This is a genomic window from Neptuniibacter sp. SY11_33, assembly GCF_047778025.1.
In the GTDB taxonomy this organism is placed as follows: domain Bacteria; phylum Pseudomonadota; class Gammaproteobacteria; order Pseudomonadales; family Balneatricaceae; genus Neptuniibacter.
On sequence record NZ_CP180543.1, the window covers coordinates 470,004 to 490,915 of the forward strand.

The following is a 20,912-nucleotide window of genomic DNA, read 5'->3' on the forward strand; positions in this document are numbered from 1 at the left end:
GGGCAAGCAAAAGCAATGAGTGAAGCACTATTAAACGACCTACAAGCGCGCGGACTAGTGGCGCAGATGACAAGCGAAGAAGATTTGGCAAAGCATCTTGCTGAAGGCAGTGTGACTCTTTATTGCGGCTTCGACCCTACAGCAGATAGTTTGCATATTGGTAGTCTTGTGCCACTACTAACGCTAAAGCGTTTTCAAGAGTTTGGTCACAAGCCGCTTGCGCTTGTAGGTGGCGCGACTGGTCTGATTGGTGATCCTAGCTTCAAAGCGCAAGAGCGTAAGTTAAATGATGATTCAACAGTAGCAGGTTGGGTTGAGAAGCTTAAAGCACAGGTTAGTGCATTTGTGGATTTCGACTGCGGCGCGAATAGTGCTGAGGTTGTAAATAACTTAGATTGGACGCAAAACGTAAACGTTCTAACATTCTTGCGTGATATTGGTAAGCACTTCTCTGTTAACCAGATGATTGCTAAAGAGTCAGTGAAGCAGCGTATCGATCGTGAAGGTGAGGGTATCTCTTTCACTGAATTTACTTACATGATTTTGCAGTCATATGACTTCCAGCAATTAAATGCTTCTCATGGTTGTACTCTTCAGATCGGTGGTTCTGATCAGTGGGGCAATATTACGGGTGGTACTGAACTGACTCGTCGAATGAATGGCAATCAAGCATTTGGCTTGACGCTACCACTGATTACTAAATCAGACGGTACCAAATTTGGTAAAACTGAATCGGGTACTATCTGGCTAGATGCTAACAAAACATCTCCATATGCTTTCTACCAGTTCTGGCTACAAACAGCGGATGCAGATGTTTACCGTTTCCTTAAATACTTCACTTTCTTGCCTGTAGCAGATATCGAGGCTCTAGAAAAAGAAGATGCAGAGCGTCAAGGCCGACCAGAAGGCCAACGTGTACTTGCTGAAGAAGTAACGCGCCTTGTTCATGGTGACGAAGGTTTGGCTGCGGCTAAGCGTATTACAGAAGCACTGTTCTCAGGTGAAACATCTGAACTTAGCGAGCAGGATTATGCACAGCTAGCCCAGGACGGTTTACCATCATCTGTGATAAACCCAGTAGAAGTTGCTGAAACGCCTTTAACGACTATCTTGTCAGAAGCGGGTATGGCGCCTGGCGGTAAGCAAGTTAAAGATGCGCTACAGCGAAATGCGGTTATCGTTAACGGTAACGTACATGGCTTTGAGGATAATATGAAGGCTACAGAAGTGTTCGCAGAAACAAATGCGCGCTTTGGTAAGTACTTCTTAGTTAAGCTAGGTAAAAAGAAACACCATCTTTTCTCTCTATAAGTAATAGCTGAGAGAAAATAGATAAGGCGTTGAGGTAAAACTCAGCGCCTTTTTTGTATCAATTGACTAGTATTTATACGCTGCTGATCGGTCCTTGATCGATTCGTGGTGTTTTGTAAGTTTTTTACAACTTTTTTCACTTTTTTTACCATGCGCTGTTGACGTTGTTCGGGAAGTCTCTATAATTCGCCGTCCTTGCTTGGGGAGGCCACTTTTTAAGGGGTTACAGAGCCAAACAAGGTGTTCAGTAAGTGATTGAAAACGTTTGTTTTTTAGGTTGCTTACGGATCAGGATTCAAAGTTCGTTTGCTGAGTAAATAGTTTTTACAAAATTGCAAAATAAACGGTTGACTTTGAATGAGCGCACAGTAGAATATGCGCCTCGCTTGAGACGAAGCGCTGAGTCAGCGGAGAGTCAAAAAAGCAACGCTCTTTAACAATTTGATCAGATAATTCGTGTGGGCGCTTGTTGAGAAGAAGCAAACTTTTTCTAGACAAGCAACCAAGTGAATTCATTTAAAGCGATTTACAAAGGTTTAACGTTCTTAAGAATGTTATCCGGTTGTTTAGTACTAGAGCCCGTTACCAAATTCCTGGTAACAACAATGATTTAAACTGAAGAGTTTGATCATGGCTCAGATTGAACGCTGGCGGCAGGCCTAACACATGCAAGTCGAACGGTAACATGACTAGCTTGCTAGTTGATGACGAGTGGCGGACGGGTGAGTAACGCGTAGGAATCTACCCAGTAGCGGGGGATAAGCCAGAGAAATTTGGTCTAATACCGCATACGCCCTAAGGGGGAAAGCAGGGGATCTTCGGACCTTGCACTATTGGATGAGCCTGCGTGAGATTAGCTTGTTGGTGAGGTAATGGCTCACCAAGGCAACGATCTCTAGCTGGTCTGAGAGGATGATCAGCCACACTGGAACTGAGACACGGTCCAGACTCCTACGGGAGGCAGCAGTGGGGAATATTGCACAATGGGCGCAAGCCTGATGCAGCCATGCCGCGTGTGTGAAGAAGGCCCTAGGGTTGTAAAGCACTTTCAGCAGTGAGGAAAGGTTGTACGTTAATACCGTGCAGCTGTGACGTTAACTGCAGAAGAAGCACCGGCTAACTCCGTGCCAGCAGCCGCGGTAATACGGAGGGTGCGAGCGTTAATCGGAATTACTGGGCGTAAAGCGCGCGTAGGTGGATTGGTCAGTCAGATGTGAAAGCCCAGGGCTCAACCTTGGAACTGCACCTGATACTGCCAATCTAGAATACGGTAGAGGGTAGTGGAATTTCCTGTGTAGCGGTGAAATGCGTAGATATAGGAAGGAACACCAGTGGCGAAGGCGACTACCTGGACCGATATTGACACTGAGGTGCGAAAGCGTGGGGAGCAAACAGGATTAGATACCCTGGTAGTCCACGCCGTAAACGATGTCTACTAGCCGTTGGGAGACTTGATCTTTTAGTGGCGCAGCTAACGCGATAAGTAGACCGCCTGGGGAGTACGGCCGCAAGGTTAAAACTCAAATGAATTGACGGGGGCCCGCACAAGCGGTGGAGCATGTGGTTTAATTCGACGCAACGCGAAGAACCTTACCAACTCTTGACATCCTGCGAACTTGCTAGAGATAGCTTGGTGCCTTCGGGAACGCAGAGACAGGTGCTGCATGGCTGTCGTCAGCTCGTGTTGTGAAATGTTGGGTTAAGTCCCGTAACGAGCGCAACCCTTGTCCTTATTTGCCAGCACGTAATGGTGGGAACTCTAAGGAGACTGCCGGTGACAAACCGGAGGAAGGTGGGGACGACGTCAAGTCATCATGGCCCTTACGAGTTGGGCTACACACGTGCTACAATGGTCGGTACAGAGGGCTGCAAACCTGCGAAGGTAAGCTAATCTCACAAAACCGGTCGTAGTCCGGATTGGAGTCTGCAACTCGACTCCATGAAGTCGGAATCGCTAGTAATCGTGGATCAGAATGCCACGGTGAATACGTTCCCGGGCCTTGTACACACCGCCCGTCACACCATGGGAGTGGATTGCACCAGAAGTAGCTAGCTTAACCTTCGGGAGGGCGGTTACCACGGTGTGGTTCATGACTGGGGTGAAGTCGTAACAAGGTAGCCCTAGGGGAACCTGGGGCTGGATCACCTCCTTAAACGAAAGCCGATTCTCGGCAAGCGTTCACACGAATTATCTGATCAGAGAAGTTAAGAGCAACGGTGTAGGCTTGTAGCTCAGCTGGTTAGAGCGCACCCCTGATAAGGGTGAGGTCGGTGGTTCAAGTCCACTCAGGCCTACCAATCAATAGCCTTACTGTTTTTCTTGGGGCTATAGCTCAGCTGGGAGAGCGCCTGCTTTGCACGCAGGAGGTCTGCGGTTCGATCCCGCATAGCTCCACCATCATCCTTGGGATGAGAAAGGAAGAGTTTTAAAACATATTGTCATGTAAGACATTATCTTTTAAAGCTTTTTTGCTTTAAACGCTCTTTAACAATTTGGATTTGATTCATTTGATTTAGATTTAAGACATGTAGTTTTACTGCATGCGCCAATTCGGCGAAATCTATCGTTACTAGCAATACAAGTTACTGTGATTCCAGACGCCTTCGGGTTATATGGTCAAGTGACTAAGCGTGCACGGTGGATGCCTTGGCAGTCAGAGGCGATGAAGGACGTTGTAACCTGCGATAAGGTTCGGGGAGCTGGTAAACAAGCTTTGATCCGGACATTTCCGAATGGGGAAACCCACCTATTTATAGGTATCTTTTAACTGAATACATAGGTTATTAGAGGCGAACCTGGGGAACTGAAACATCTAAGTACCCAGAGGAAAAGAAATCAACCGAGATTCCCTAAGTAGCGGCGAGCGAACGGGGATTAGCCCTTAAGCTTTATTAGGTTTAACAGAACACTCTGGAAAGTGTGGCCATAGTGGGTGATAGCCCCGTATGTGAAAAACCTTTTAAAGTGAAATCGAGTAGGACGGCACACGTGAAACGCTGTCTGAATATGGGGGGACCATCCTCCAAGGCTAAATACTCCTGACTGACCGATAGTGAACCAGTACCGTGAGGGAAAGGCGAAAAGAACCCCTGTGAGGGGAGTGAAATAGACCCTGAAACCGTGTACGTACAAGCAGTGGGAGCCGTTTTAGGACGGTGACTGCGTACCTTTTGTATAATGGGTCAGCGACTTACTTTTAGTGGCAAGGTTAAGCATTTGCGGAGCCGTAGGGAAACCGAGTCTTAATAGGGCGTCCAGTCGCTAGGAGTAGACCCGAAACCGAGTGATCTATCCATGGGCAGGTTGAAGATGCAGTAACATGCATTGGAGGACCGAACCGACTGTCGTTGAAAAGCCAGCGGATGACTTGTGGATAGGAGTGAAAGGCTAATCAAACTCGGAGATAGCTGGTTCTCCTCGAAAACTATTTAGGTAGTGCCTCGTGTCTAACCATGGGGGGTAGAGCACTGTTTCGGCTAGGGGGTCATCCCGACTTACCAACCCGATGCAAACTCCGAATACCCATGAGTTCAATCACGGGAGACACACGGCGGGTGCTAACGTCCGTCGTGGAAAGGGAAACAACCCAGACCGTCAGCTAAGGTCCCAAAGTTTATGCTAAGTGGGAAACGATGTGGGAAGGCTTAGACAGCTAGGAGGTTGGCTTAGAAGCAGCCACCCTTTAAAGAAAGCGTAATAGCTCACTAGTCGAGTCGGCCCGCGCGGAAGATATAACGGGGCTAAGCATAACACCGAAGCTACGGATGCACTTTGTGCATGGTAGAGGAGCGTTCTGTAAGCTGTTGAAGCGGAAGCTGTAAGGCACCGTGGAGGTATCAGAAGTGCGAATGCTGACATGAGTAACGATAAGGGAGGTGAAAACCCTCCCCGCCGGAAGACCAAGGGTTCCTATCCAACGCTATTCGAGGTAGGGTGAGTCGGCCCCTAAGGAGAGGCTGAAGAGCGTATCCGATGGGAAACAGGTTAATATTCCTGTACTGCTCATAACTGCGATGGGGGGACGGAGAAGGCTAGGCTAGCGCGGCGTTGGTTGTCCGCGTTTAAGGTTGTAGGTTTAGAGTTTAGGTAAATCCGGACTCTTCTAAGACCGAGAACCGATGACGAGGTCCTTTATGGACTGAAGTAGTTGATGCCATGCTTCCAGGAAAATCCTCTAAGCTTCAGGTTATGACTAACCGTACCCTAAACCGACACAGGTGGTCAGGTAGAGAATACTAAGGCGTATGAGAAAACTCGGGTGAAGGAACTAGGCAAAATGGCACCGTAACTTCGGGAGAAGGTGCGCCGGTTTTGGTGATGGGATTTACTCCCTAAGCTGAGGCCGGTCGAAGATACCAGGTGGCTGCGACTGTTTATTAAAAACATAGCACTCTGCAAACTCGAAAGAGGACGTATAGGGTGTGACGCCTGCCCGGTGCCGGAAGGTTAATTGATGGGGTTAGCGCTTGCGCGAAGCTCTTGATCGAAGCCCCGGTAAACGGCGGCCGTAACTATAACGGTCCTAAGGTAGCGAAATTCCTTGTCGGGTAAGTTCCGACCTGCACGAATGGCGTAACGATGGCCACACTGTCTCCACCCGAGACTCAGTGAAATTGAAATAGCTGTTAAGATGCAGTTTACCCGCGGCTAGACGGAAAGACCCCGTGAACCTTTACTACAGCTTCACAGTGGACTTTGACATTACTTGTGTAGAATAGCTGGGAGGCTTTGAAACTCTGTCGCCAGATAGAGTGGAGCCACCTTTGAAATACCAGCCTGGTAATGTTGAGGTTCTAACCCAGTTCCCTAAGCGGGATCGGGGACATTGTGTGGTGGGTAGTTTGACTGGGGCGGTCTCCTCCCAAAGAGTAACGGAGGAGCACGAAGGTACCCTCAGCATGGTCGGAAATCATGCAATGAGCGCAAGAGTAGAAGGGTGCTTGACTGCGAGACAGACACGTCGAGCAGGTACGAAAGTAGGTTCTAGTGATCCGGTGGTTCTGTATGGAAGGGCCATCGCTCAACGGATAAAAGGTACTCCGGGGATAACAGGCTGATACCGCCCAAGAGTTCACATCGACGGCGGTGTTTGGCACCTCGATGTCGGCTCATCACATCCTGGGGCTGAAGCCGGTCCCAAGGGTATGGCTGTTCGCCATTTAAAGTGGTACGCGAGCTGGGTTTAGAACGTCGTGAGACAGTTCGGTCCCTATCTGCCGTGGGCGTTTGAGATTTGAGAAGAGTTGCTCCTAGTACGAGAGGACCGGAGTGAACGAACCTCTGGTGTACCGGTTGTGATGCCAATTGCATTGCCGGGTAGCTACGTTCGGACGGGATAACCGCTGAAAGCATCTAAGCGGGAAGCCTCCTTCAAGATGAGATCTCACTGGGAACTTGATTCCCCTAAAGGGCCGTTGAAGACTACGACGTTGATAGGTTGGGTGTGGAAGCGCTGTGAGGCGTTGAGCTAACCAATACTAATTGCCCGTGAGGCTTGACCATATAACGCCCAAGGCGTTTGGCAAGTGACTTGTAAGATATGTAAGACGATAGAGAGTAACGAATTAGCGCGTAGTAGAGCTACAGTCGAAAGCTTATCTAGATCAAATAAAAGAAGAATCAGATCTAAGTTGTAACAGTTTTGCTTGGCGACCATAGAGTTGTGGAACCACCTGAATCCATCCCGAACTCAGACGTGAAACGCAACATCGCCGATGGTAGTGTGGGGCTTCCCCATGTGAGAGTAGGTCATCGCCAAGCATTTAATTAAGAGAAAACCCCGGTCACGCTGTGATCGGGGTTTTTTCGTTTTGGAATAAACAATACTGAACGAAGTATTTACGCTAGGCTTAATCCGCATACCCTCTCTAGCAACTAGCAACTAGCAACTAGCAACTAGCAACTAGCAACTAGCAACTAGCAACTAGTTAATCCTTTTAATGGGATTTCTGGTATATTTCCCCTAAAATTCGCACTCGTGTTTTATTTGTTTTTAAGTTTCGAATTGATATTCGTTTCTAAGGTTGTCTGTATGTCTGATTCTCTAATTTATGTATTAATTGCTATCAGTTTAGTCGTCTGTGCTGTAGCTATTTACTTCATTCAGCGACATTACACACAAATTAAGAAGGTTAAAGCTGAGCATACATTACAGGCTGAAAAAATCAGCAAACGCTATAATGAGCGTAGGGCTTATTTGATTGAGAGTGTTCAAGTCATCTCTAAAGCGGTAGGGAATGATGAGAAGCTAACGACGACAGAGGCGTGTATGCGCTTGTCTACTTTGCTTGAATCTCTAGCGCCTCAGTTATTAAAGCATGCGGATTACTCAGTAATTTATGAGGTTTATAAGCGTACTGAACACATTCCAATTAAGGATCAGTGGAAAGCGCTATCTAAGCAAGCTAAGTGGTCATTTCAGAAGGAGATGTCGCAGATTGACTCTGAGTTGGGCGACAAAGTAAAACAAGCAGCTTCTAAATTGTCTCAGTACGATTTCGATGAGAGCTTTCATTAATGTATGGAATTTATACTAGTATTTGTCATTAGTTTTATTGTTCTGGTCGGTGTCGCCTTAGCATTTGCTCTAGGCAAACCTCCTACTTACCGTCCTTCAAGAGCTGAAGTGATGACAATCCTAGTAGACCTCATGGAAAAGCGTTTAGAGGTTGCGCGTTGGGAAATGTTTTTATCGTTACCAATTTTGCATGACCCTGAACTGGAAGAGATTAGAAAAGATTGTTTGATAGTCGCTTTTGGTGGCATTGATAAACCGCCAGCTGGAGAAGGTCTAAGTGGTGCTATTTATGACCGTGATGGGCTTAAGCGTATAAGAGTATTGGCCGTTAAATTAGATCACTTGATTAAGTCTGAGCCTACTTCAAAGCTCTTCTGATAGATCGTACTGTTCATTTTCAATTATTCTCTTTAGCTGCCAAAGCTCTTTCCATATAGTTTTGTACTCTTGCTCTATCAGGGCGTCATGTAATTTGTTGCCGCTAACTTCTAATTCTGGAATCTGGAACAAACCTGCTAAACCTAATAGCTGATGGCTATGATTTCTCATCATCGCGATGTCTTTGCTTTCGAAGCCGTTCATCATTCCCTGTAGTTGCTTCCTAACTTCTTCTGACAGTTCTTGTTTTCCTAAGTCATATTTCTCTATATCAGTGACTTCTTTTTGAGGAGAAGGTAAAAGCGGTCCATCATTTTTAGTAAAGGATAAGAACTGGTTTATAGAATGGCAGAGGTCACCATCATTGATTGGTTTTAACAGAATATGGCTGATGCCAGATTCGATTAACTTCTGATGTTCACTGGCTATGACGTTAGCGGTCAATGCTAGTATTGGTAAGGTGGGTTGTGTAAGCCTGATCTGTTTTGTTGCTTCTATACCATCCATTTCAGGCATGTGTACATCCATCAATACCAAGTCTGGTTGATGTTTGAGAGTTTGCTGTAGCGCTTCACTACCAGTCCGTGCCTCAAGTACTTTTGCGCCTGCTTGGGTAAGGATCTTCCTAACCAATAAACGGTTAAAGTCATTATCCTCTGCGATTAATATGGTTGGGGTATTAAGAATCTGTAACGCGTTCGCAGTTTCGTATTCGGGAAGTTTGTAAGAATCAGGTGATAATGCGTTTAGCAGTAGTTGGGTTCTTGCAGGTTTGCGTAACTGCACAACTCGGTAGTTATTGATAATCGATACAGGTGTGCTACTTAAGAGGATCAGTCTGCCACTGGACTTACCTATTATTTGGTTAATCTGATCTATCGTGTTTTTCTGGGTATATTGAGGTGGTAGGCCCCAGACGATCGTACTTTCCGGCAATTCAATACTAAACGATAACAGTTCTGCGTATGATGAGGCTTCAATAATTTTGGTCTGCATACTGCTTAGTTGATGTTTTATGCCCTGGCTACACAGTGGATTCGCATCAAACAATATAATATTTTTGCTTTTATAGGTGTGCTGGGCTCTCTGGCTCTGTCGTGCAGAAAATGGAATTTTAAGTGTTACTTCAGTACCTTGTTTTTCCTGACTCGCTAATGAAATAGAACCGCCCATCAGTTCAGTTAGGCGTTTTGCAATAACGAGTCCTAGTCCAGAACCACCAAACTTTCTTGTTATAGAAGTGTCTGCTTGGCTAAACGCCTGAAACAGATTAATAATTCTATCTTCTGGTATGCCAATGCCGGTGTCCTTGATAACTATTTCAAGTTCTGTCTGAACAGGGTCACTTTTACGAGTTGAAACATGTAAGCAGACGTAACCTGCTGACGTGAATTTCACAGCATTACTGATGAGGTTTGATAGAATTTGTCGTAACCTGATCGGATCTCCAATGATGAATTTCGGAGTATCGGCTTCGATAATTGGAATCAGCTCTATGCCTTTCTCATTCGCTGAAGCTGCCTGCATCTCCATTACATCTATAACACAGCTCTCAAACTCAAATGATATTTCTTCTAACTCAATAGCATTTGATTCGAGTTTCGAATAATCCAAAATATCGTCAATGATTGAGAGCAGTAGATCAGAGGTTAGATTAATAATCCTAGTGTATTCTTGCTGCTCCATTTGCAGTTCGGTTTGATCTAAGAGGCGGGCAAAGCCGGAAACGGACGTTAATGGTGTACGTAGCTCATGACTCATGCGTGCAAGAAATTCATCTTTTGCTACATTTGCTTTGTCAGCTCTTTTACGCGCTTTATCGAGAGCTTGGTTTTGTTTCTCCAAATGAACAAGTGTTGATCTTAAACGCTTAGTTGCTTTATCTACTCGGCTTTCAAGAGTCTGATTCGATTCTTGTACTCGTTGCGCAAGACGATTAATGCCTTGTGCAAGAGAGCGGAGTTCACCTGTACTTGATAGGCTGGCGCGGGTTTCAAGGTGCCCATGTTGGAGCATCTCAATTACATGAGTAAGGCCTAGAATCGGGTTTGTAATCCGTTGCCCAAATCGTGATGCGATCAGTAAAGTGGTCAATAAGCCTATGATCGCTAGAATGACCCCTTTCGTTAAAATCTCAAATTGCCGCAGCTGTGTTGGTTTTTCCGATAGCGCTATTACTACCCAGCCAATGAATTCGGGTTCTGCTTGCTTCGTTGCAGTGTCATCAGAATCTAAGAAGTCCACACCTGTCGCTACGACAGGATGTAGGAAGTAAACCTGGTCGTTTTTATATAGCGGGTAACCGGCATCTTTATCAATGGGTGGTGCATTTGGATTGCCTTGGACAATCACATCAAAAGCGGGTGATAGGAAGATAACGTCGTCTACTTCCTCTGTTTTTGTTGCTGACCTAATTAAGCCCTGAAGAATCTCTTTGTTGCCAATAAGTAGGCCAAATTCTGCTGAGGTCGACATCATACGTGTCATTGTCTGCCCTTTTTCAATCAAGGCATCGCGCGCATCATCCAAACGCGTATTAATGAAGTAGCCACCTAAAAGCAAAGTGATCATGCACAGTGGAAGCAAAGTGATGATTAAAACGCGTTGCCTGATGCCTAATGTCAATTTACGTTTCATCGCTCTTGCTCCATCAATTGTTGGGTAAGAGCGTCTTCTGAAGGTATTTTGATATTCAGGGAGTTAGCCGCTTTCTTATTTGTTACAACTGAAAAGTATTTAGGATACTGTGCTTCGGGTAATCGAGAACCTGAGATGGCTTGCTGAATGATTTCTGCTGTTTGCTTACCTATTTGCTCTGGCGTCGAATAAACTGCTGTTAAAGCGCCTGCTTCCACATATTTTTGTGAAAATCCAATTAGAGGAATACGCTGCCGAAATGAGATATATAAAATCCATTTTGCGGTTGTGCGGTTGAAAACAGATTTATCCGGCAGAGACAAAAATAGGTCTGCATTACGAATCAGTGGCTGCAGTTTATGAATTGGATTATCGCTTTCCTGCAGAACGGTTGAGCTGAGTTGTAGCTGCTCCTGTTGTGCTGCTGTCTCTAATAACGGCAGATCATTTTTTGAATTTGGCCCAAGAGCCGTGGCCACAGTCTTAGCATTCGGAGCGACTAATCGAGCTAATCGAAGTTGCCGAGTATAAGGTTGATCTAGATAAACGGCTGTTATGGCTCCATTCTGAATTCTAGTCTGGTCTTTCTTTCTAGCCAGTAAAGCTTGATAAGTTAGGCGCGGCAGGAAGCTTGCGTAAAGTTTTTGCGAGGGTTTGATTCGATTATAAAGTCGATCTGCTGCACGTGAACCAACAGCAACAATATGTTGAAAGTCCTCGGTATTAAAGTTGTTATCTTCCAAATCTTGCAAGGTAACCACTTTAGTGTGTGAGGAAGTATTGGCTTGAATGCTGTCTGCAACTTTCTGGTAAGAGTCTGATGAACGGCTTAAAACAACTAGGTTATCTGCGAAAACAGGGGGTATGGACAAGATTAGAGCAAACAAAGCACTGAGCAGCGGAATAATCCGCCACTTTGTTTTGTGCAGTGTAGTAGAGCTCTTAATCAACACATCTACAATCCGTTGCAGTCAATTGGCTTAGAACGTTAACCCCATTTGTAAATAGGCTCTACGTTCAAAAATATTGTTTGAATAGAATTCTGCATATTCTTTATCGAATAGATTCTGAACGATTACGGATACTTCTAGTTCTGTATTCATATCTAATTGGAAAGTATTTGAAACTTTCATATCTGTACGTGTGTAATTGGTGCGACCACTGTTTTTGTCACTAAAGCCCTCTATCCACTCGGCGTGATCCATGTAGTACTGCGATAATGACAGTAAACTACTCTCTGTAGGCTTAGTTGATAGCAATAGCGATGCGGTATGCAAAGGTGAAACCGGATTAAGAGGGACTATTCTAGGGTCCGCTTCAGGGTAGGATCCACGGTTCCAAATACCTCGTGTCTGGTTGTAACTGTAGTTGAAAAGCACGGTGCTTTTGTGTGCTGAAGGAGAAGTATATTTAAACTGGAATTCGGCACCTTGGTTGGTCCACTCTGAATTGTTCTGGCCTACATCATAATCGCCGTCGACGGTGTCTTCTGGGGCTGGATCTATTTTTGTACTTCGTATAGTGGCACTATTGATATCTTCATAGAAGAGTCTTAGATCAAAGTGACTATTATGTTCTGGCCAAAGGCGAAAAAAACCCAGTTCAAAGGAATTGATCTCTTCGGAGTCTAGGTGGCTAGGCAAGTTTAGCAAATCGACCGTGTTAGGAATCAGAATGCTGTAATCAATTAGAGCTCGTCGATTAGTCTCCAGCAAAGACGGCATTCTGTGAGCATGAGAAAATGCTGTTCTAATAGTCGATGTCTCTGTTAGAGCGTAATTCAATGCGGTTCTATAGGAGGTCGCACCGCCGACGTAAGTGCTTTCTTCGAACATCGCGCCAGCATTCAGAGTGATTTTATCGGTAGCTTGGTACTGTACATTGCCGAATAACTGCCAGCGGTTGCCGTGAATCCAGTCTTTGTCTGGGTACTGAAGTAAAACGTTACTTTTTACTCGTTCGTGTATAAGGTTACTACCTATAACCGCATCTAGATGTTCAGAGGGGCTAGCTGTGTATAAGGCTCCCAATTCATGGGTTTGTACTGTCCCGCGTTCTGTGTCTTTTGGCGCAATGCTACCGTAATTCGCAGCAAGTACTAATTCTACTTGCGCTACTGAAAGCCCTCCTGCGTCACCATTTGCTACTAATTCTTCGGCGGTACGATTTTCAGTGTCAAGTTTTAGGTAGTTATGGTTATAACGCAGCTGTAATTCAGATTGATCATCAAATACGTGACTCCAGCGAATGTCTTGAAAACTAGATAGATGCTCTCTAGGAGAGAATTCTGCATCAATAAGATCTGTTTTATCTGAATCCCCACGATAGGCATAGCCCTTGGTTACTCCAATATCGAAATGAATTGTGTCGGAGAGATTCGGAGTTAATGATCCAGAGAGGGTAATGAACTTGTTGTGTGCACCATCCTTATAATAATCGCTGCCATCATTTTCTTCGCTGCCGGCAGATAAGGTGTAGTTGATATTTGCAAGGGTATCAGAGTGGCGAGCGGTAATATTCTTTGTGCCAAGTGCGCCAGTTGTTGTTCTTACAGCGGTTCCCGATTCCGCAACTGGGGACTTCGTAATGATATTGATGGCACCTAGAAAAGCATTGGAACCATGGGTGGGTACGTTGGAGCCACGAACAACTTCAATATGGTCTATATCATCTACAGTTATGCCTACGGTTTCCCATACTACAGTGGAGAGTAGTGGAATATAGATGGATCGACCATTAATCATTACTTCCATACGAGAAGGAAAGTCATCCGTCATGCCGTGATAAGTAACACCCATTTTATTAGTGTTTACGTGGAACACTTGCATGCCAGGAACTAGGCGAAACAGGTCTGGAATATTGATGGCGCCCGAGGCTTCGATCATGTCCTGATCAATAATGGTGATAGCAGCGGGTGCTTCTGTTAGTTTTTGAGATAGGTGTGTCGCAGAAATTACCTGAGGAATATCAATGAAAATATCTTCCTCTGTGAAATCAGGTAATTCAGATTGATCTTGAGCGTAAACATTTAAAGCGGTGGCAAACACAACCGGAGCCATTAAATATTTTGATTGTTTCGTTATTTTGCCATAAATCATGCGAGTACATCCTATAAAAGCATATGAACTTAGGTTTTCGAAACTAACGGAGGAAATAGGGTATTGGGGTTAGATTTTAAGCCCAACATACACAATAATTATCCCCATAATAATAGCTTCAATGATGAAACCATTGTTTTCCAGTATCCAACTCATTCTTAATTAATGCAGCCAAACTTAATGGGTTATCTATGATAGCTTTATGTGTATAGCAATTAAACCAGAGGGTTGAGAGTTGAAATCCGTTTTTAGGTCCTTTTTTTATACCTTTTCCCTTACATTAGTGTCGGCTTTATCAGTTGCAGGAGAGCAAGCTGATAAAGCGATTGAAGGTGTAAAAATGCTGGTAACACAAGGCAGTATAGCACCTGACTCGGTGATTCGTTTGGTTGCAAAGCAGGGGAATGTAGCTAATTTTTTGGGGGGGAATCATAACCTTAAAAATCAATGGGAGGCGGCAACAGGTATACTAATTGATGCTAAAACAATGCCTCAGCAAGCTTCAATTGACTATATTCAGAATCATTCTGATGTCGATTTAACTGTTGCTCGAAATAGAGAGTATGCTGATCTATTTCACAAAAATTTGATTGTTGATCTCTCTCCTTTTATTAAACAGTTTGGTTTTGAGTTGGTGGGTACTCACAACAAAACTTTTATAATGCCAAAAAAACAAGCTTTTCATGCGGGAACCCCTGTCGCGATCCCTGCGGATGGGGATATTGCTTTGTTATATCTCCGTCGAGATCTATTGGAAGATCCAGAGAATCAACAGTCCTATCAAGATCAGTTTAAGGAACCGTTACAAGTACCTAAGACATGGCTAGAGTATCAAAGGCAGGTGGAGTTCTTTCATCAACCAGAGTCCGGTTTCTATGGCTCTGTAGAACAGCGCGATGAGGCTTCCGCGTGGATGTTCTGGATGCCTCGATATGTTTCGCAAGGCTATCCAAATCAATTTCTATTTGATGACAATATGAAACCATTGATCGATAGTGAAGCTGGTATTGCTGCTACAGAGAGCTATTTAGCGACCTTGCCTTATTCCCCACCTGATATTCTTAATCACACCAGCAACTACACTTATACCCTGCCGATTTTTATGAGTGGAAAAGGTTATTCGACCATTATTACCTTGGCTGGGGCGAAAATTTTTAATTCCCCTCATTCTAAAGTGCGAGAGAAATATATAGCTGTATCAATGCCAGGAACTCAAGTTGGTAATATAGTTAACCGTCGCACTACGCTTATCTATGGCAACAACCTAGTGATTCCTCATACTGCTGAGAATAAAGAGTTGGCGTTTTTATTTGCAATGTGGCTAACCGACCCAGATATATCTGAACTTGCTTTATCGGAAAAAGGAGGATTTGCTGATCCTTACCGAGCTAATCACTTTGAGTCTGAGTTCATTCAGGCTACGTACGGTAAGCATGTATTAGATGTAGCTCTTAAAGAAATTCCCGTGACTGTGCCTGCAGGTACAGGATTGCCTGGGGATAGGGAGTATATTGCTGCGCTTAATAAAAACCTGTTTCTTGCGGCAAAAGGCGAGCAGTCGGCACAAGAGGCTATGCGTGTAACAGCTCAAGAGTGGGATCAGATTACAGAACGATATGGCCGAGAGCAGCAAATTAAATATTGGCTTAAAATGAAAGCGTTATTTCCAACTGTCCATTAAGGATTATTTTGGCTCTTATTGATAGTAAAAAGCATCAGCTAACTATTCAGCGTAAATTACTTCTCGGTGTCGTTTTGATGGCACTATTTGTTGGGGTTTTATTATCCGTTGCTAAGCAAATTGCTCAGCAATCTACTCAACAGCAGCAAGAGATTCAGAATCAAGCAGTAAAACCTTTGGTTCAGGTCAATTCACTTCAATCCTTAATCTATCGTATCCGAGTCACCGAAGTTAATTTACATGTTGAGAGTGATTTCTTTGCACTTACAGCGGCATCGGAAAAATTATCGGCTGATATTCAGTTGTTTGAGCGTAATTGGCGTGCCTTTATTGATGAATTTGGAGAAGGGCATGACAGACAGATTCGATCAATTGACGACAATTGGCAGCGACTGCAATCAACCCTTAATCAAGTTATTCAATTTGCGGTAGATGGCAAAATAGCTGATGCTTTCCGGCTATCTCAGTTTGAATCTCAACCGCGATTTAATGTCATCGCAAAGGAATTAGAGATCCTTGTTACTCAGATCGAGATTTCAACTGATGGATTTATAAGCGAGGCGGTTGCTGAATTGGAGGCGCAACAACAACGCTTCTTGATGATTTCGTTTGTTGGAATGTTGGTAGCTATCATCTTAATGATTCTGTTTTCTCGTTACCTCGTTTTGCGTTTAAACCGCATGCGTGAGGCATTTTCTATAATTGCCAATGGAGACCTTGAGCATAAAGTTGATGTGGTTGGGCATGATGAGCTAACGGCTCTGGCTCGATCTTTTAACGCGATGCAGGAGAAACTCGCTGACCGACAAACAGCGTTGACTCAAGCTCGCTTGTTTTTAGAAGAGCGGGTTACAGAGCGAACGAAAGAACTAAATGAGTCTAACCTTAGGCTTCGTGAAGAGGTTGTTGAACGAGCGAAAATCCAGCAAGAAATAAAAATACTCTCTTTGGCCGTATCTCAAACTCCTGTCAGTATTATCATTACAGATGCACGAGGTATGATCGAGTATGTGAATGGTGCTGTTGTTCAGGCCTCTGGTTTTGATGAAGTCGACTTGCTTGGGAAAAGTGCAATATCCCTTATCAATAAACTGCAGACTCCAGAAGCTTCGTTTAATGACTTTTCTCGGGCTATTAATGGCGATAAAGAGTGGGTCGGTGAACTGTGCTCTATGAGTCAATCGGGTGACAGTTGCTGGGAAGCTGTTCATCTGTCTCCTGTGGCAACCAGTGCAGCGGATATCACCCATTATTTAATTATTAAGGAAGATATTACTGAGCGACGAGAGCAGGAGCAGAGACTACTTTATCAGGCTAGCTATGATGCACTGACAGAGTTACCAAACCGAACGCTTGGAATGGATCGTTTAGCGCAGGGAGTAAGCAATGCTCGCCGATTGCAGCATAAATTAGCGGTTATGTTTATCGATCTTGATGGCTTTAAAAATGTGAATGACTCTCTAGGTCATGATATTGGCGATCAGTTATTAATTATGGCGGCTTCTAGGCTGCTGAATACCGTTCGAGAGTCTGATGTAGTTGCGCGATTAGGCGGGGATGAGTTCTTAATTATCATGCCAGCCATATCTGAGCAGGCTGATTGTTTCCCTGTATTGGACAAAATTAAGCATAACTTTTCTGAAACGTTTGAGTTGGCGGGCCATAGTCTGGCGGTTACGCCTAGCATAGGGTTATCTATTTTTCCTGAAGACGGCGAGGATGGAGCTATTCTGTTACGTAATGCTGATTTGGCTATGTATCAAGCTAAAGAGGCTGGCCGCAATACGTATAGGTTCTTCAATCACCAGATACATGAAAATCTGACGATGCGTATGCAGGTCGAAACTCAGTTGAAGTCCGCATTGGATGACCAAGAATTCTCTTTGTTTTACCAACCTATTGTTGAAGCTCAAACCAAGAAGTTGGTTGGGGTCGAGGCTTTGTTACGTTGGAATAATTCGTTATTAGGCCCTGTGTCGCCAGATCAGTTTATCGGTATCGCTGAGCAAACGGGTTTGATTGTTCCAATAGGGAATTGGGTGTTAAAAACTGCGTGTATGCAGATTGCTGAGTGGCGAGATCATGGTCTGTATGACCTGAGTTTAGCAATCAATGTATCTCCTCGACAGTTGCATGGAGAAGGCTTGGGTGCGGTGATTGCACAAACACTGGATGACGCGAATCTTAATCCTGAGAACTTAATCTTAGAGGTAACGGAAGGTTTACTAATAAGAAATCCTGCAGAAGCTAAGCGAACATTAGAGGCGCTTAAGGAGCTTGGAATTGGTGTGGCGATGGATGATTTTGGGACCGGTTATTCATCCCTCAGTAATTTAAAAAATTACCCATTTGATATTTTGAAGGTCGATAGAACCTTTGTGCGCGATATCGCATCCGATCCTGAAGACTGCGCACTCGTATCTGCAGCAATTAGTATGAGTAGTGGTTTGGGTTTACCTGTAGTAGCTGAAGGGGTGGAGACTGAGCAACAGTTGAATATACTAGCGGATATGAACTGTGATCGAGTGCAGGGTTACTTCTTTAGCAAGCCGTTAGCGCCAGAGGATTTCTTGCTCTGGGTCAAAGGTTATCAAGGTTCAGAAATATCCTCGACTAATGAATGACATCTTTTACTACTTAGTTCCGTTGGTTAGCTACCTGTGTTGACGTATATTGTGTAGCGAACGTTAATTAATTTTAGGAAGTGTCGTATGTGGTCTGTAGACGGGCGCCAGGTTGTTCATCAGTCGGGTCTTTCTATTGAAGTTTTGGATGGTAGTTTTAGCAATCCGCTTGATCTATCTGTTAAGGGCGATAAAGGTTTTTCTGCGCCCGAACTGGCTTTGATGATTCGGGAAGGGATGGAGTATGCCGCTAAAAACGGTGCTAAAACAGCGGTGAGAGCAATCCAGTCTAAAAGTACGACTGATAAGCCGAAACGTCCTATTTTGAAACTTAAAAAGTAATTACTGAGTACGTTTTATTAATGTAGCCAATTCCTCTTGCGGTAAAGGTTTGCTGTAAAAGTATCCTTGAATAAAATCACATGCTTTTGCCGCTAGATAGTCCCTCTGAGGCTGTGTTTCTACTCCCTCTGCAATAACTTTTACCCCGAGTGCATGGGCCATCGCAATAGTGGCATCTATCAAAGCTGGGGCTGTTTTATCGTCTTCGAAATCTTGCATGAAACTACGATCAATTTTTAGGGTATTAAATTGGTATTGACGAAGATAGTTTAGGGAGGAGTAGCCGGTACCAAAATCATCCATGGAAATTTGAATGCCCAATTCGGCGAACTCCTCAAAGGCCTTTTTAATATAGGTTTGATTTCCTAATAAAACTCCTTCAGTGATCTCTATATGTAAGCTGTCGCCTGAGAGCTGATTTGTATCGAGATGTTTTTTGATCTTGTTGAGCAGTGTCGGTGCTTTAAATTGAAGTGGCGATAAGTTAACAGCCGTTTTGAAATTGGAATCATATTGTTCAGTCCAAGTTTTAGCGGCCTTCAACGCTTCTTTTATTACAAAATAACCAATCGGAATAATTAAACCTGTTTGTTCTGCGATCGGAATGAATTCTTCGGGGGATACCTGTCCTAGTGTTGGGTTTTTCCAGCGCAGAAGAGCTTCGGCGCCGACAAGGCGCTCTGATTGGGTATCAATTACAGGTTGGTAGTTTAGGTAGAATTCGTTACGCGCTAATGCTCCATGCATTTGTTCTTCAATCAATAAGCGCCGCTCTATGCCGGCATTCATATCCTCTGTAAAAAAGTGATAGGCATTCCGACCTTCGCTTTTTGAGTGATACATGGCTGAATCTGCATTCCGCAGCAGCTGATCCGGCTGGGTGCCATCATCAGGATATACCGAGATACCGATGCTGGTCGTAAGAAGAAGCTCTCTGTTTTTTACTTTAAACACATCGCGGAAACTTTTGAGCAAGTTTTCCGCGATTGGTCTTACCTCAAGAGCATCTTCAAGGTTGTTAATCAGAACAATAAATTCATCCCCGCCTAGACGGCCAATGGTATCGCTAGCACGAATCATAGAGCGTAGCTTGTCTGCTGCTTGAATGAGTAATTCATCTCCAATTGCATGGCCCAGCGTGTCATTAACTTTCTTGAAATCGTCAAGATCGATAAAGAGTACTGCAAGCTTTTTATTGTTTCTCTCCGCCTCTTGGATTAGCAGATTTAATCGGTCGAGCGCTAAAAAACGATTTGGCAGTCCCGTTAAACTGTCGAAGTGCGCTTGGTGAATGATTTTTTCTTCTTGGATTTTCTGGCTAGTTATATCTTGGAGGGTTTCTATTGCTCCAATGGTCTGGCCGTCTTCATCTTGGAGAGGGGCTGCCGTAAAGTATAACCAGCGACCATCGTGCATGTTAGGGAAGTAATCTTGGGCTTCCACTGCGCCAGGGATGAGTTCCGATGGCTGAAATTTGTGACCGTAGTGTTTCTCAATATCTTTAGCTATGGCGCCATTAAGAACTAAATCGGCCATCACTGGACGTGGGTGTTCATAAAAACCACGCCAAGAGTCTTTGGTTCCAATCACTGATGCTGCAGAGATGCCAGTGAGTATTTCGCAGGCTTTGTTCCAGTGGGTGATGACATGATCTTCATTGATAACGAAACTGGCAATAGGATTGCCAACAATCATCTGCGACAGCTGTTGCTGGGTTTTTTTAAATGCTTTCCGTGCTAAGTAAAGATCGGTGATATTGGAAGCTATGCCTCGATAACCGGAAAAATTACCATCAATATCAAACGTTGGTGCGCCACTGACGGTATAACGTTGTAGTTGTCCCTCATCGTTAAAAATATCGTACTGGAAATCATAGAAAGGCTCGTGCTGCTTACACAGAGCTTTGTGTTCCTGCATAGCTGAATAAGAATCAGGGCTAATTGGCATTTCCCAACGGCAACGACCAATAAAGTCGATCTGGTTACGACTCATTCGGCTGATGCCTGTTCCTGAGAAGCTGATAAACCTAAACTCTTTATCCTGTTCCCAAAACCAATCTGATGATAGGGCTGCAAAATCATTAAGGCGCTCTATCTCCTGCTGCAATTGAGCAACCTGAGCTTCGTAATCGGTTTGTTTTATGGCTTTGGTACTCATATGGATAGCTACTACAGTTCTGCCGTTCCAGAGTTAAATGATCATCTTTAAAGTATAGATGTTGAATTGTATTTCAAGAAAGAGGTTTAGGTAACAGCAAATGTGTTATCGGCCCTTTTGAACTATGGCGAGGAAATTAGAAGGTAACTTTATTAAGAATAAAGAT

The 20,912-nt window shown here is 44.2% G+C and carries 10 protein-coding genes, 2 tRNA genes and 3 rRNA genes; 11 read left to right on the forward strand and 4 right to left on the reverse strand.

From position 1 onward, the window contains the following. Positions 1-15 precede the first annotated feature (15 nt). The 8 genes from tyrS to ACMXYV_RS02150 all read left to right on the forward strand — a co-directional run bounded on the left by tyrS (position 16) and on the right by ACMXYV_RS02150 (position 8,207). A complete protein-coding gene (gene tyrS, locus ACMXYV_RS02115; protein WP_415890145.1) occupies positions 16-1,311 on the forward strand; it encodes a tyrosine--tRNA ligase in 1,296 nt (431 codons plus the stop codon). Positions 1,312-1,923: 612 nt separating this feature from the next. Continuing rightward, a 16S ribosomal RNA gene (locus ACMXYV_RS02120) occupies positions 1,924-3,464 on the forward strand. 68 nt (positions 3,465-3,532) lie between these two features. Continuing rightward, positions 3,533-3,609 (forward strand) — tRNA-Ile (locus tag ACMXYV_RS02125). Between the two features lie 24 nt (positions 3,610-3,633). Further along, positions 3,634-3,709, forward strand: a tRNA-Ala gene (locus ACMXYV_RS02130). 217 nt (positions 3,710-3,926) lie between these two features. Further along, positions 3,927-6,814: ribosomal RNA gene (locus ACMXYV_RS02135) — 23S ribosomal RNA — on the forward strand. Positions 6,815-6,956: 142 nt separating this feature from the next. Further along, positions 6,957-7,072, forward strand: a 5S ribosomal RNA gene (rrf, locus tag ACMXYV_RS02140). Together the 16S, 23S and 5S rRNA genes with 2 tRNA genes alongside form the textbook arrangement of a ribosomal RNA operon. Positions 7,073-7,343: 271 nt before the next feature. Beyond that, entirely contained in the window at positions 7,344-7,829 is a 486-nt protein-coding gene (locus ACMXYV_RS02145) for a DUF2489 domain-containing protein (RefSeq protein ID WP_415890146.1), read from the forward strand. A 3-nt stretch (positions 7,830-7,832) separates the two neighbouring features. Next, a complete protein-coding gene (locus ACMXYV_RS02150; RefSeq protein ID WP_415890147.1) occupies positions 7,833-8,207 on the forward strand; it encodes a hypothetical protein in 375 nt (124 codons plus the stop codon). On the opposite strand, the gene ACMXYV_RS02155 is transcribed toward ACMXYV_RS02150, so the two are convergent. Genes ACMXYV_RS02155 through ACMXYV_RS02165 form a run of 3 tightly spaced genes read right to left on the reverse strand, consistent with a single transcriptional unit; the run spans position 8,193 to position 13,891 of the window. Further along, complete coding sequence (locus ACMXYV_RS02155) at positions 8,193-10,844, reverse strand: ATP-binding protein (protein ID WP_415890148.1); 2,652 nt, start codon at positions 10,842-10,844, stop codon at positions 8,193-8,195. The genes ACMXYV_RS02150 and ACMXYV_RS02155 overlap by 15 nt on opposite strands. Further along, a complete protein-coding gene (locus tag ACMXYV_RS02160) occupies positions 10,841-11,797 on the reverse strand; it encodes an ABC transporter substrate-binding protein (protein WP_415890149.1) in 957 nt (318 codons plus the stop codon). Before ACMXYV_RS02160 ends, ACMXYV_RS02155 begins: the two co-directional genes overlap by 4 nt. A 27-nt stretch (positions 11,798-11,824) precedes the next feature. Continuing rightward, complete coding sequence (locus ACMXYV_RS02165; RefSeq protein WP_415890150.1) at positions 11,825-13,891, reverse strand: TonB-dependent receptor plug domain-containing protein; 2,067 nt, start codon at positions 13,889-13,891, stop codon at positions 11,825-11,827. 391 nt (positions 13,892-14,282) lie between these two features. On the opposite strand from ACMXYV_RS02165, the gene ACMXYV_RS02170 reads away from it, so the two are divergent. The 3 genes from ACMXYV_RS02170 (at position 14,283) to ACMXYV_RS02180 (ending at position 18,589) form a co-directional block, all read left to right on the forward strand. Then, positions 14,283-15,623, forward strand: coding sequence for an ABC transporter substrate-binding protein (locus ACMXYV_RS02170; protein ID WP_415890151.1), 1,341 nt, complete (start codon positions 14,283-14,285; stop codon positions 15,621-15,623). A gap of 8 nt (positions 15,624-15,631) precedes the next feature. Continuing rightward, positions 15,632-18,247 carry an EAL domain-containing protein gene (locus tag ACMXYV_RS02175; RefSeq protein WP_415890152.1) on the forward strand — a complete coding sequence of 872 codons (2,616 nt, stop codon included), beginning with the start codon at positions 15,632-15,634 and terminating at the stop codon, positions 18,245-18,247. Between the two features lie 87 nt (positions 18,248-18,334). Beyond that, complete coding sequence (locus tag ACMXYV_RS02180; RefSeq protein WP_415890153.1) at positions 18,335-18,589, forward strand: hypothetical protein; 255 nt, start codon at positions 18,335-18,337, stop codon at positions 18,587-18,589. On the opposite strand, the gene ACMXYV_RS02185 is transcribed toward ACMXYV_RS02180, so the two are convergent. Further along, positions 18,590-20,746: an EAL and GGDEF domain-containing protein gene (locus tag ACMXYV_RS02185; RefSeq protein WP_415890154.1), complete on the reverse strand. Its 2,157-nt coding sequence runs from the start codon at positions 20,744-20,746 to the stop codon at positions 18,590-18,592. Between the last annotated feature and the right edge of the window lie 166 nt (positions 20,747-20,912).

What these genes read in the sequence shown, in the direction of transcription:
- tyrS (WP_415890145.1), top strand. Translation starts at nt 16, where the DNA reads ATGAGTGAAGCACTATTAAACGACCTACAAGCGCGCGGACTAGTGGCG.
- ACMXYV_RS02145 (WP_415890146.1), top strand. Translation starts at nt 7,344, where the DNA reads ATGTCTGATTCTCTAATTTATGTATTAATTGCTATCAGTTTAGTCGTC.
- ACMXYV_RS02150 (WP_415890147.1), top strand. Translation starts at nt 7,833, where the DNA reads ATGGAATTTATACTAGTATTTGTCATTAGTTTTATTGTTCTGGTCGGT.
- ACMXYV_RS02155 (WP_415890148.1), bottom strand. Translation starts at nt 10,844, where the DNA reads ATGAAACGTAAATTGACATTAGGCATCAGGCAACGCGTTTTAATCATC.
- ACMXYV_RS02170 (WP_415890151.1), top strand. Translation starts at nt 14,283, where the DNA reads ATGCTGGTAACACAAGGCAGTATAGCACCTGACTCGGTGATTCGTTTG.
- ACMXYV_RS02180 (WP_415890153.1), top strand. Translation starts at nt 18,335, where the DNA reads ATGTGGTCTGTAGACGGGCGCCAGGTTGTTCATCAGTCGGGTCTTTCT.
- ACMXYV_RS02185 (WP_415890154.1), bottom strand. Translation starts at nt 20,746, where the DNA reads ATGAGTACCAAAGCCATAAAACAAACCGATTACGAAGCTCAGGTTGCT.